We start from the raw sequence: 12,116 nt of genomic DNA on the forward strand, positions 1-12,116 counted from the left end.
CTAGAACGCAAAATCATGTTGCTGCTCGGCGAGCGCGATATGAAGCGCGAACAGATCGCCAAGATCGAGAGCGCCTATGCTACGGTGCCAGACCTGCGTAGCCGCGTCGATGAGATCGGGCGATTGCTCGAAGCCTGTCAGATCGTAATCACGAGCGACCACCCCAAATGGACAATCGACCACATCATCCCGGCCCGTCCTTTCGCTCACAAGATTCCGGTGAAACTAGGTAGTGCGACCAAGCTTGCCTATGAGGCACTCCGCCTCGCCGAGAAGCCCCTGACGGGCCGCGAGATCGCGCGAGAGGTGCTTCGCCGTTCAGGACAGACTGATCCACATCGCGACACCATCACCAAGGTGGCGAACACGATCGGGAACAGCCTGCGAAAGCGGCACGCACGCGGCGTTGTCGCGAATGACGGAGAGTGGCCGGCTCGGTGGTGGGTAGTTAAACCAAGCTGATTCCGCGCAAGGTCTACTCCACTCGTCGCAAGCGAACCGGAAGAATTGTCCTAATACAATTCAACTCGTCGCAAATATACAGGACAAGTCTTCCGGTTGATTAAAATTATATTTGACAAGTGTCAAAAGCCTACCGCAAAGCTCGGACTCCGGCTCAAATAAAGAGCCGGAACCACGGGTAGTTACTAGCTACCCGTGGTTCCCAACAATCAACCTTTTGCTCAAGAAAAGGAGGTGTTGTCGTGCGAATGACTCGCGCGAAGCGCTCATATAAACTCGTATTCTGGCGGAGTCCATGCGGAATCTGTCAGTCGAGGTGTAGCGTCTTCACATCCATCGCTGCGAGGCACTGGAGGAAAAAGTCAGCCGGAAACGAGCCTCGGCTGAACTTGTTTCGCAAGCTCCCGTTGGTTTCCTCGATACCGATCTCGCCTAACGCGCTGACCAGCCCGTCATAATTGAGGTCTTTGCGAGCCATTTCGGCCTTGAGAATGCGCCGAGCCCCTCCATCACGAATATGAGACATACGTTCCCCTTATGACACATTTGTCTACAAATACGACACGCGACCTGTTGCACATCTGGGACAGGCGTGTCACATCCGATGCATTCGTAACGCATCGGAGGGTGATTCGCAGCATTTTCTCGCCTCGTCGGCGGCAGCAACGCTCAGCATATTCGACATCGTTGAGATGCCGGAGAGCGAGGCCGAGTCTGCTTTCGAGGCGATCCGCTTCGCGGATAAGGGTGGTGAGCCATTCTGCGTCTGGTGCGATTGCGAGGCGGTCTATCGCATCACTCGCAACGTAACCAATCGCAAGACCGGCAAGATCACCTCACGCCGGCTCTTCAAGTGCCAAAAGTGCCTCAAGCAGTTCTCGGTCACCTCGGGCACTATGTTCCACGGCCGCAAGCTGGCGTTCAAAAAGATCATGGCCGCCGTCCTGCTGTTCGCCGATGGTGCAGCGGGCAAAGCAGCTCTCCACTTGCGACGTGACATTAAGTGCAACCACAAGACGGCATGGACGCTGCAACACCGGCTCCGCGAGGCCATGACCAGCTACGTCACCGCCCGCCGCCTGACCGGGCCGATCGAGATGGATTCCACTGACTTCGGCGGAAAGGTCCGTAAGGCCAACCGGGCCGAGGATCGTAAGAACCAGCCTCGGCGACACATGGACAAGGTAGTCACGGTCTCCGTCCTGCGGGAACGTGGGCGGCACGGGCGGGTGGTGCCGTTTCTCGGCAACGAGGCGGCGCTGGTGAAGGTGATCAACACTCTTATCGATCCGCTGTCGAAGCCGTTTGTCGATGAGCATCCGGCTTGGAACGCTCTCTTCGCGCAATTCCCTGTTCGACAGATCAAGCACAAGGATCGCTATTCCGACCTACACGGTACATCGACCAATCTGGCGGAGTCGTATTTCTCCCGCTTCAAGCGGATGTACAACGGCACCTACCGGCACTTCTCCCGCCAATACGCTCAGGCGTACAACGGCGAATGTGCCTGGCGCGAGGAGCATCGGCGCTCACCGAATGGGGATCAGTTCATCCTCATCGCGGCCGGGGCACTCCACCACCCCCCGTCGCCGATCTGGCGAGGATACTATCAGCGCACGTTGCGGAAGGCCGCATGATGGCATCGTTCTGCATCCACCTCATGGGACAACGGCAGCCCATCACGCTCGACTTACCGTGCGCCGACATCGGCTATCTGGTCGAGGAGGCATCGCGCGCCAAGTTTCTTGTTGGTCACATGGCAGAGGCTGACGAAGAAGGTGTGTGTAGGCGCGTGATGATTGCCACGTGCCGTATCGAGTGCGCAGTCGAGGTGGGATAGGGCGGCAGCTAGAAGGCCCTCCCCTTCGGTTGGACAACTTGGCAAGTTCCACGCTCGATTTCACCAAAGGCTCTCCGCTGGAGCGTCAGATCGACCCGGCTCAACGTGAAGCCGATGAAGTAGACCGCGTTCGACGTGAAGCGCGCTTGGGTGCGCTGCTGGCCCGAAACCTGAGTGTAGTAATCGACCGTGCCGGCGCTTTCGTTCAGCGTAAGGTCCCACGATTTCTGCTGACCACCTTGGGTGGTCTCACACTTAAGGTAGACGACCGCTGGCGGTGAGGCCGTCTGCGTTAGAAGAAGTGCTAGGGCAACAAACATCGGACCATCCTCATTTTTCTGGATGCTTCCCAATACCACACAAAGGTTAACAGCGGGATTCATACTCCGTGGACCGATAATCACCTATTCCGCTCACTGGGCCGGTGAGCGACCCATATCTCGATATACTCGGCCAACGCATCCGAGCCCGTAGGCGGGAGCTTGGAATGTCGCAGGAAGGCTTGGCGCACACGGCCGGGCTGGATCGCAGCTACGTCGGGCGGATCGAGCGCGGAGAACATAACCTCACGTTCGTAGCGCTGGTCAAATTGGCGCGTGCGATGGGGTGTGATGTGGCGGCGCTGACGGGTGGCCTACCGCCGACTCCAGCCAAAGGTTAGTAAGCGCTCATCCAGCCAACGTTTCGTACATCCGCACCCGCCGTTCAACGTCCTTCATAAATCTCGTTGGGCTGGGCAGGCCGCCATTCGACGGCATCGGACAAGAGGCCGCCACGTCAAAGACTGCCGGGTGTATCTCGGGTAGGTCGAATGCCGATGTACCTTGTGCGACGAGCGGATCATCCTCTCCCGGCTTAAGCCACATTGTAATCAGCACAAGCCGCATGAGAAGCGGACCTATCTTTTCGGGCGGAAACTGTCCGGAAAGAGCGTCACGGATCGATGTGTCCTCGGAGTCATCGCCCGGTAGTGCCTCGTAGCGCGCTTTGAACGCCATATTGGAAGCGATGAAGGCACGTCGCAGTTCGTCCGGGGTTACTGTCGGAAATTTTGCCATGCAACGATTGTAGCAAGCATCGGCCTCCGCAAAACGGTGATCCGGGTTCCTACGGCAGCAATCGTTTTGGGTGCGTTTGCTGGAATAGGCCGCAACCTTCTCGCAGTCATTGATTGCACTCGAGCTTCCTCGCGCCGCTTCAACTCGGCAGGGGTTTGATACAGAACCCTGCTACAGAGGCGGGAATTCTGGCGCTTGGCACGCGTCCCAAATGCGACCCGTCGGGCCGGAATTTATCATTTCCGACGAACTCTTCGAGGCTTTCACCGCGCTCTACTTCAATTCCGTCTGGCGAAGGGGCGGCGTCGCAATCGGGAAGTCTCTCGCTGGCGGCCAACCGCGGGTTCAACGATAGCGCGGGTAGGCGGCCAGACCGAGAGACATGCGATTACAGGTGCCGAGCGCGCTTGTTCATATGTGCGTCAACCCTTTTAACAACGACCCGAGGCTAGCGAATAGGTACTGAAGCGCCCGCGTAGGGATCGTAGGTTGTGGTGGGCGAGGCGGGCAGGCTCGTGGCAGGCGGTCCGGGCTGCATATCGATCGTGTCAAATCTGTTCTGTTGGGGCGCGGCGTTGACCGCGCCCATGATTCCGGACGCGATCGCCGGTGCTCCGAACAGTATGAAGCAGCCCAGAAGGGCGGTGCCCGAACGGCGGAGAGGCAGGCGGCCTGCCAGCATCATCAGACCCAGGGCCGCGATTGCGACGATCGCGACGCTGACGGCGATCGATCCGATGATCGCGCTCTCCAGCCATTCGACCGCGGCCAATGAAGGGCTTGTCCCGATGGGATCCGCTAGCGACGGCGACAGGGCCGATGCAAACAGGTTGAACTCTAGCATCGCGCTTCCCGGGTCACGCCAACATCACCTCGGCGATTATCCGTCGCCCGCCCTCGCGTGCCAGCTGCACGTACACGTCAACGGTGTTCCGGATGTAGTGCCGCACATCGTCACGGTTCAGTTGCGTTCCGGCCTGCAGCACCAGCAGGACGATTTGCTCGACCGCCCGCTCGCATGAATCCGCATGCACCGAGGTCATCGAGCCCGGGTGACCGGTGTTGACCGCGCGAAGGAAGGTATAGGCTTCCTCCCCGCGCAGTTCGCCCAGGATGATCCGGTCGGGGCGCATGCGCAGCGATGCCGCGAGCAGATCGGTGGCGCTGACGCGCGCTTCGCCAAGCTCGCCGCGCACGGCAAGCAGTCCGACCATATTGTCATGATGCTGATGAAGCTCGGGCGTGTCTTCGATCAGGATCAGCCGATCTTGCGCTGGGATCTCCCGGATCAGCGCGTTGAGGAAGGTGGTCTTGCCGGTCGATGTGCCGCCCGAGACGAGGATATTCTTGCGCGCACGCACCGCTGCCGCGAGCATACCGGGAATGTCACCGCTTTCGAGCAGATCGGTGAGTTCGGTATCGGCCTTCGATTTGCCCGGGCTGGCGCGGCGGGTCCGCTCGAACGCACCGGCGCTGACATAGTCGGCGAGCCGCAGGTCCGAGGAGATGTGCTTGCGGATCGCGATCGCCATCGGCCCCCGCGTCGCGGGCGGTGCCACGATCTGGACGCGCGCGCCATCGGGCAGCGACGCCGACAACAGAGGGTGCTCGCGACTGATTCCCTGATGCGATAGCGCCGCGATCTGGCGCGAAAGCCGGTCCAGAGTCGCGGCGTCCAATGCCGGTGCTTCGTGCCGCTCGACTTCACCGCCCAAGGTTTCCGCCCAGATCTCGCCGGGCCGATTGACGTAGATATCGGTGACGTCGGGCCGCGCCAGCATCCCGGTGAGCGGCGCAAGATAGGAGCGCAGATAGACCTGCGCGCCGCCTTGCTGGGGCTGGGCGTTCACCGCGCTTCCACGCTGGTGAAATCCAGGTCGCGCGCGACGAAGACGGAGATGCTGGTCGCGGCCCTGACAGAAAGCGTCGGGCGGATCTGTCCGCTTGTGTTCTCGCGTGGAGCTACGCCTTGTAGCGAGCCCGGCAGCGCCAGAATGACTGGCGAGTTCGACGACCGCGACGCGAGATTCACTCCGACATCCAGCGCTGACTGCAAAATTGCGCCCGCAAAACGCTCGAAGAAATGGCTGTTCACCCGCGCGCTGACGCCGGCGCGGCCGAGCGTGTCGCTGCCCGGCGAGCCGATCGCGATCGTCGCGCCATCTGGGCGGATGAGGCGCAGCCAGTTGACCAGCATGCGCTTCTGCCCGGATTCGACCTGTGCGCTATATTCGCCGACCAGCCGGCTCCCGCGCGGGATCAGCACCCGGCTGCCATCGAATCCGCGGATGTCGCGTGACACGATCGCGCGGGCGAGGCCGGGCCGGGTGGAGTCGAGGGCGGTCTCCAGAACGGCGGGGATCAGCGTGCCCTGCGGGACCGTCGTTGCGCGATTGGCGAGCATGCCCGCGCCCGATCGTGCCCCCGCCACTTTCGGCTGCGTTCCCGTCTCATCGGAAGCGGCTGCGCCGGCTGTCGATTGGGCATTTGCGGCCGCGGGCGCGGTCATGTCGATCACAAGCGCCGGTTCGGCGGCGATACGCGACGGCGCTTTGACCGGGGCCGGGGCCGCTTCGTAGCGAGGCGGGGGCGTGTAGACGATCGCGGGAGGGGGTGCCGGTCGTGCAACCGCTGGAGCTGGCGGCAGCGCCGATGCGATTACCGGCACCGCTGGCGGTGGCGGGGGCGGCACGGACGGGTCCGGCGGGATGAATAGCGGAGCGGGCAACGCGGTAGTGCCGGAGATCGCATCCACCGTGCGCGGCCGAACTGCGGGCGCGGTCAAGGCGCGGCGCCGGCTGTCGAGGACCAGGAACAGCATGATCCCCAGTACCACCGCGACCGCCACGATCGCCCAGGCGGGCAGGCCATTTCCCGGGCGCGCAACGACGGGTAGCACGCTCGCCTCGTTGCTGGCGGAATGTGAAGGCCCGGCCCTTGTCGCCATCATTGGGCTTTCGGCGCCACGCGCAGCGCGATCGCGCTGCGGCGATCGATGCGGAACACCAGCTTCGCCTGAACGCTGTCGATCACCATGCGTCCGTCGCGCATCATGCCGTTGACGAGCATTTCCTTGCCCTGATCGTTGATCGCGTAGATCGCCGGAAGCGCGCGATCCTCGGGCCATTCCACATAGGTGTGGACCCCATCATCGTGGATGCCGCTGGGCCTGAGTTCCGCAGCGCCGCGTACCTTGTAGCGTCCGAGCAAAGCATCCGGCATCGCCGCGTCCGGCGGCGCTGCCGGTGCCGGCGAAGGGTAACGGAAGCGCACCGAATAGGGCAGGCCGCGCGCCGTTTCCGAAACCGGCGTCAGCTCGAACGAATACAGCCGGGCGTCGGTGGCCACGATCATGTTGGTTGATATGCCGGGCTGCACCAGCTTCACGAACAGCCGGTCGCCGCGCTTGTTGGCGGTAACCTGCCAGGCGCCGCTGTCGCCAACCGCGACATTCTCTATGCGCTCGTCCGGCGCGAGTTCGATCATGAGCTGATATCCGGGCGCCGCGCCGAGCGTGAACAGCCCGTCGGGCACATAGTCGATGATCTGAACCTGCGAGGCGCCAGCAGGCGCCATCTGCGCCCGGGCGTTCAGCGGCATCAGCGCGAGAAGCAGGAGAATCGCCCTCATTGGGGCGTTCCGGGGGGCGCCGCCTCGGGCGCCGCCAGCGCCTCCGCGTTGCGCTGATAGTGCGACACTTCGAAACCGAGCGGATTGATGAAGCGATCCTCTAGGCGCATCGGCTCGCCCGAATAGCGATAGCGGATCACCGCGACCCAAGCCCGCGGCTCCTGCGTCCGTCCGTCCGCGTCGCGGCGGATGGTATCGAAGCGCACCAGCGCCGAATTCGCCGCGAGCGGCGAGACACTCTTCACCCGCGTTTCCACGATCGTCGTGCGCGGTAGCCGGGCGAGCGGACTGTCGGGGTTCGAAGCCTGCACGCTCGCGACATAGGCGTTGCGCGCGCCGCCGTCGGACCAGAGCGAGACCTTGCGGTAATTCGCCTGAAGCGTGGCAATGTCGAAGCTCTCGCGCGCGATCACATATTGCACCAGGAACGACTGGGTCAGCGCGGCATTGCCGCTCACCAATTGCGCATCCAGCGGCTTCAGCGCCTGGACGAAGCCGGTCTGCTTGTCGACGAGCAGCGTATAGGGTTCGACGGTCTTGAGCGGCGTAAGCAGCAGCAGCGCGAATGCCTCCATCACGGCGATCGCCGCCGCGGTTCCCGCGATGATCCATGCCGTTCTGCGCGAAGCGCGAAGACCGGCTTGCTGGTCCTCCGCCCAGCTGCCGGCCTCGCGGTAATAGGCGTCGAGCGCTTCGCGTGCCTTGTGCTTCATAGCGTCGCGTCCCGCCTGCCGGCGCTTGCCGACACGCGCGTCTGCGCCCGGCGGCGATGGCTTTGACCGAGCGGGGAGGAGGGGATGTCCCGCGCGCCTGGCATGGTTGCGCTGGCGGTGGTGCGCGAGGGCGCGCCGTCCGAAGCGAGCCGCATGGTTTCACGCCGCTCGATATGGCTGACCGCTTCCGCCAATGCCGCGGCGCGTGAGTGCCGCTCGGCGGGAATCCGGCGGACTTCCGGCGCCGCGATCGGCATGCGAGGATGCGGCGGGGCCATGATCTGCGCGGTGGCTTCCCGCCAGCCCGCCGGCAGCCGAAAGCTCAGCACGATCCGCGCCGCCATGCCGAGCGCGGCCAGCAACACCAAGGCGAACGCGAACGTCACGACCAGCAGCTCGGTGGTCGCCCCGCCAATCGGCAGACCCGCTTCCCGCCGCGCGATCAGCGTCGCGAGCCAGGGTTCCAGCAGGGCAAGCTCCAGACCCAGCATCAGCGTTACCGCCAATGCGCCGATCGCCGCGGCGGCGAGCGCTCGAATCCAGCCTTCGAACAATCCCCGCGATCCCTGGAACAGCAGAAAGGCGATAAAGAACGGGCCGACCGCGAGCAGCAGACCGGCGATGAAGCGCACCGATGCAAAGGCGGCTATCGTCGCGGTCAGAAAAACCAGGCGTGATGTGCCCAGTGCCGTCGTCCCGAAGATGCTCATCGGCTCCGGTGCCTGCTCGACGACCAGCGTGCTTTGCCCGTCCGCCTCTCGCGGTCGCGCCGCTATATTGACCGGACCGGTGCCCAGCCGGCCGAGTGCGATGAACGCCGCGTCGGTTTGGCCGAGACGCGGTGCCATGCCCCCTTCGGCGCCCGGCACGCCGGCGGGTCGCCCTATCGCCGACGCCAGCTCGGCGGGACCATGGAATGCAAGGTCATAGACCAGCGGCCGATACGCCGCCCAGCTCGTCGCAAGCGTGAGGACGATGCCGATCTTGACGAACGCCATCACGCCGGCACGGACCCCGAAGGTCTCGCCGAGCAGCATCCGGTATCCCGCGAATGCGATGAACAGCGTCAGCAGGCCCGTCAGGAGCAGCGTGAAATTGGAGCCCGGAGCCGCCAGCGCGTCATAGCCGCGCGCGCCCAGCGATTGCGCCTGGCAATCGATGAAGCCGAGCGCGCTTTCGAGAAAGGCGCCGTCGATGATGCCGGGACAGGCCGTGCTCATGCCGCCTCCAGCAATCGGGGAAGCCACTCGCCGGGGTCGTCGCCGGTTTGCGCGCGTATCTCGTCCAGCAGGCGCACCGTGCGTTCGCGGCCCGACAATATCGTCAGCAATTCCCGCTCGCCGGTCAGGTTCAGCCGGGCCACGACACTTTCATTGCCGTGCTTGATCAGGAAGCAATGCGCGCTGTCGGGCAACGCGCGCACGAGTTCGAATTCATGTGCGGTGAGGCCGAAACCCTCCATATAATCCGCGGCGCGCGCCTTTGGGTTGGCCATGAAGATCTGGGTCGCGGCCTGCTCGATGATCGCGCTGGCGATGCGGCTTTCAAGCGCGTCCTGCGCGCTTTGCGTCGCGAAGCCGACGATGCCGTTGCGCTTGCGGATCGTCTTTTCCCAATCCTTGATCCGGCGGACGAACACATCGTCGTCGAGGGCCTTCCAGCCTTCGTCGACCACGATGATCGCGGGCGTACCGTCTAGGCGTTCCTCGACCCGGTGGAACAGATACATCATGGCGGGCGTCCGCATCGCCGGATCGTCGAGAATCTGGGTCATGTCGAACCCGACGGTTTGTGCGGTCAGGTCGGTTTCGTCGCGGGCATTGTCGAAGAGCCACGCGCGTTCGCCATCGCCCCACCACGGGCGAAGCCGTGCCCACAGATCGGCGGCATGCGGCCGCTGCCCGCCGCGAAACAGCTCGACGAGATGGCAAAGCCGGCGCTGCTCGGACGGTTGGCCGAAATTGGCGTCGATCGTATCCTTGATGCGCGCCAGCTCGTCGATATCCGCGCCACCCGCGAGAAGCGCGATCCAGTCGATCAGGAACTGCCGGTTGGCGGCCGTATCCTCCAGTTGCAGCGGGTTCAGGCCCGATGGCTTGCCTGGACGCAGCAGATCATAGCGCCCGCCGATTGCGCGGAGGAACAGTTCGGCGCCGCGATCCTTGTCGAAAAAGATGATCCGGGGTGCGAATTTGCGGGCCTGCGCAAGAAGGAAATTGAGCACCACCGTCTTGCCCGATCCGGAAGGGCCGATGACCGTGAAATTGCCCAGATCGCCGCGGTGGAAGTTGAAATGATAGGGGCCGGCCGCCGTGGTCTCCAGCAAGGTGACGGCGTCGCCCCAATGATTGCCGGCCGCCTTGCCTTGCGGCAAATTGTGCCCGCTCGCGAAGCCGGCGAAATTGCCGGTCGAGATCAGTCCGCGCCGCGCGATGTATTTGAAGTTTCCGGGGAATTGCGCCCAGAAGGCCGGCTCCAGCGCGATCTCCTCGCGCACCGCGATGATGCCCATGTCGGTCAGCGCCGCCAGCACTTCGGCGACGCCCTCATCGACCTGCGCAAGCGTGCCGCCGCGAACCGCGATGGTCATATGATGCTCGCCAAAGCCGGCGCGTCCCGCCGCGACTTCGTCCTTGGCGCTAGCTAGGTCGGCGCGAAGACTCATCGCTTCGTCCTCCGCCGAGCGCATCCGCCTGAGCGCCAGGTTCATCCGCGAAAGCGCGGCCTGACGCTCCACGAAGCCGAAGCTCTGCGCGATCGTCAGCTCGAACGGCAGCCGGAGCAGTTCGTCGAGCATCCCCGGTGAGGATTGTCCGGGATAGTCCTTGATCGACACCATCCCGACAAAACTTCGCGGCAGGCCGCCGGCAGGGCCCAGCTCGGCGGTCTCCTGTCCGAAGCTGATCCTGCGATAGGGAAGATACGCGCCCAGGTCCTGCATCGGCAGCAGCACCGGGCGCATCTCGCCGTTATAGAGGCTCGACAGGAATTCGAGCGGTTCGGAGCAGGTGCCCTGCGGCGTCTGGTAAACGCTCAACAGCCGCGGTTCGTAGCTGCCGAGCGCCGCAAGCAGCGCATCGCGCGCAGCGCCGAGCTGCCGCAATTCGTTGGCGGCGTTCACTTGTGGCGTGCCGCCGCGAAGCCGGTCGAGAATGCCCAGCCGGCCCTGGAGCGGGCGGCGGACCAGCGTGACGAAGATGTCATTGACGTACAGCTTCTTGCTCGCCAGCCGCCCGTGCCAGGCCGTGTCGAGCCGCGCCGAGAAAGCGTCGAGGAAGTCCGCGGTGAGCTCGCTATGCACCTGCCGGCGAACGACGTGATGATAGAGCGCGAACCGCGATGAGCCGATCGACTGCAGCACCGCGTCGCGCAGCCGCTTGCGATAATTCAGTTCGTCGGTATCGGCGGTCTCGAACAGCAGCCCGCGCAGATGGATGAACTGCATGAGCAATCCGTCGCGCGTCTCGATCGTATGGTCGTCGACATGCCGGGCATAGGGTAGATGCCGCCCGGCGGGCGCCTCGCGTTCGATCGCCCTGGGGTCCCGCGTCAGGGGCGATAGGAATTGCATCGCCAGATCGAATAGTTGCGCACCCGAGGGCAGCGGCCGACGCGGATCAGCCAGAGGTCGAAAAAGCGCGGCTCGCGCAGGCACAGCAGCACGCCCGCGATATGGATGGTTAGTGCGGCGAGCAGCACCCATATGGATTTGAAGATCAGGAACAGTTCGGTCGCGATCACCGCGTTGGCGACGAAGTAGCTATACGTCACTCCCGCGAACATCTGCGGGCGGGTAAGGGCTACGAAAAGCGGATCGCGTTCCAGGCCATTCACATCATTGGCCCAGTTGCGCGGTGGACTGGATGCCGGCGACGATGCTGGCGGCGCCGAACAGGATGAAGCAGCCGAGGATCACGGTCGCGCCATAACGCCAGTTGATCCGCCCGGTGAGCATCAGGAAGCCAACCGAAGCCACGGCGATCACCGCGATGACGGTGGCGATCGTGCCGAGCAGTGTGCCTTGCAGCCAATGCACCGCCGCAACGATCGGTCCCGAGCCGGCGGGATCATATTCCTGTGCGTTGGCGCCAACAGGCAACAATAGGCCCAGGGCCATACAGGTCGCTCGCCGCTGCAATTCCTTGAATGTCATGCGATCCCTCACTGCGTATCGAAGCATGCCGGGCCTGAACCACTTTGCAATATGGATTCTGGTTGATTCGTCAGTTCCGTCCATAACGGTTGTAAAACTGCCATGTTCGAGCGGGTGAAGCGATTGACTGCGACGGCATGGTGATCCAGTAATTTTACCTGAAGGTCTTTCGATTCTCTCCGAAATGAAAGTAAAGGCTTTGCGGATTCGGGGTCGTGACATTCACTAGTCTTTGCTTGAGCTAACCGATTCCGGACAAG

16 protein-coding genes are annotated in these 12,116 nt (G+C 63.4%); 4 read left to right on the forward strand and 12 right to left on the reverse strand.

Features of this window, described 5'->3' with window-relative positions:
* The first annotated feature begins 15 nt into the window (after positions 1-15).
* On the forward strand, positions 16-462 hold the full coding sequence (locus tag KF730_RS05470; RefSeq protein WP_294092760.1) for a hypothetical protein: 447 nt from the start codon (positions 16-18) through the stop codon (positions 460-462).
* 307 nt (positions 463-769) lie between these two features.
* On the opposite strand, the gene KF730_RS05475 is transcribed toward KF730_RS05470, so the two are convergent.
* On the reverse strand, positions 770-988 hold the full coding sequence (locus KF730_RS05475; protein WP_294092762.1) for a DUF6471 domain-containing protein: 219 nt from the start codon (positions 986-988) through the stop codon (positions 770-772).
* 166 nt (positions 989-1,154) lie between these two features.
* Here KF730_RS05475 and KF730_RS05480 point away from each other — a divergent pair, with 166 nt between their 5' ends.
* Together KF730_RS05480 and KF730_RS05485 are read left to right on the forward strand one after the other, a co-directional pair.
* Positions 1,155-2,099 carry an IS1595 family transposase gene (locus tag KF730_RS05480; protein ID WP_294092763.1) on the forward strand — a complete coding sequence of 315 codons (945 nt, stop codon included), beginning with the start codon at positions 1,155-1,157 and terminating at the stop codon, positions 2,097-2,099.
* Entirely contained in the window at positions 2,096-2,302 is a 207-nt protein-coding gene (locus KF730_RS05485; protein ID WP_294092764.1) for a hypothetical protein, read from the forward strand. The genes KF730_RS05480 and KF730_RS05485 overlap by 4 nt, the downstream gene beginning before the upstream one ends.
* Positions 2,303-2,310: 8 nt before the next feature.
* Here KF730_RS05485 and KF730_RS05490 read toward each other — a convergent pair whose 3' ends face one another.
* Positions 2,311-2,622 (reverse strand): hypothetical protein, encoded by a 312-nt coding sequence (locus KF730_RS05490; protein ID WP_294092765.1) that lies wholly within the window; start codon positions 2,620-2,622, stop codon positions 2,311-2,313.
* 104 nt (positions 2,623-2,726) lie between these two features.
* Here KF730_RS05490 and KF730_RS05495 point away from each other — a divergent pair, with 104 nt between their 5' ends.
* Entirely contained in the window at positions 2,727-2,963 is a 237-nt protein-coding gene (locus tag KF730_RS05495; protein ID WP_294092766.1) for a helix-turn-helix transcriptional regulator, read from the forward strand.
* Positions 2,964-2,970: 7 nt separating this feature from the next.
* Here KF730_RS05495 and KF730_RS05500 read toward each other — a convergent pair whose 3' ends face one another.
* The 10 genes from KF730_RS05500 to KF730_RS05545 all read right to left on the reverse strand — a co-directional run bounded on the left by KF730_RS05500 (position 2,971) and on the right by KF730_RS05545 (position 11,856).
* Positions 2,971-3,360 (reverse strand): hypothetical protein, encoded by a 390-nt coding sequence (locus tag KF730_RS05500; protein ID WP_294092767.1) that lies wholly within the window; start codon positions 3,358-3,360, stop codon positions 2,971-2,973.
* A gap of 448 nt (positions 3,361-3,808) precedes the next feature.
* Positions 3,809-4,204 (reverse strand): TrbC/VirB2 family protein, encoded by a 396-nt coding sequence (locus KF730_RS05505; protein WP_294092768.1) that lies wholly within the window; start codon positions 4,202-4,204, stop codon positions 3,809-3,811.
* A 13-nt stretch (positions 4,205-4,217) separates the two neighbouring features.
* On the reverse strand, positions 4,218-5,141 hold the full coding sequence (virB11, locus tag KF730_RS05510) for a P-type DNA transfer ATPase VirB11 (protein WP_294095741.1): 924 nt from the start codon (positions 5,139-5,141) through the stop codon (positions 4,218-4,220).
* Between the two features lie 65 nt (positions 5,142-5,206).
* Positions 5,207-6,208: a TrbI/VirB10 family protein gene (locus tag KF730_RS05515; protein WP_294092769.1), complete on the reverse strand. Its 1,002-nt coding sequence runs from the start codon at positions 6,206-6,208 to the stop codon at positions 5,207-5,209.
* Positions 6,209-6,306: 98 nt separating this feature from the next.
* A complete protein-coding gene (locus tag KF730_RS05520; protein ID WP_294092771.1) occupies positions 6,307-6,990 on the reverse strand; it encodes a TrbG/VirB9 family P-type conjugative transfer protein in 684 nt (227 codons plus the stop codon).
* Entirely contained in the window at positions 6,987-7,703 is a 717-nt protein-coding gene (locus KF730_RS05525) for a type IV secretion system protein (RefSeq protein WP_294092772.1), read from the reverse strand. Before KF730_RS05525 ends, KF730_RS05520 begins: the two co-directional genes overlap by 4 nt.
* Entirely contained in the window at positions 7,700-8,923 is a 1,224-nt protein-coding gene (locus KF730_RS05530; RefSeq protein WP_294092774.1) for a type IV secretion system protein, read from the reverse strand. Before KF730_RS05530 ends, KF730_RS05525 begins: the two co-directional genes overlap by 4 nt.
* On the reverse strand, positions 8,920-11,274 hold the full coding sequence (locus KF730_RS05535; RefSeq protein ID WP_294092775.1) for a VirB4 family type IV secretion/conjugal transfer ATPase: 2,355 nt from the start codon (positions 11,272-11,274) through the stop codon (positions 8,920-8,922). The genes KF730_RS05530 and KF730_RS05535 overlap by 4 nt, the downstream gene beginning before the upstream one ends.
* On the reverse strand, positions 11,253-11,537 hold the full coding sequence (locus tag KF730_RS05540; RefSeq protein ID WP_294092776.1) for a type IV secretion system protein VirB3: 285 nt from the start codon (positions 11,535-11,537) through the stop codon (positions 11,253-11,255). The genes KF730_RS05535 and KF730_RS05540 overlap by 22 nt, the downstream gene beginning before the upstream one ends.
* 1 nt (position 11,538) lies before the next feature.
* A complete protein-coding gene (locus KF730_RS05545) occupies positions 11,539-11,856 on the reverse strand; it encodes a TrbC/VirB2 family protein (protein WP_294092778.1) in 318 nt (105 codons plus the stop codon).
* Positions 11,857-12,116: the final 260 nt, after the last annotated feature.

Origin of the sequence: Sphingomonas sp., from assembly GCF_019635515.1 — a bacterium.
Lineage (GTDB): Bacteria > Pseudomonadota > Alphaproteobacteria > Sphingomonadales > Sphingomonadaceae > Sphingomonas.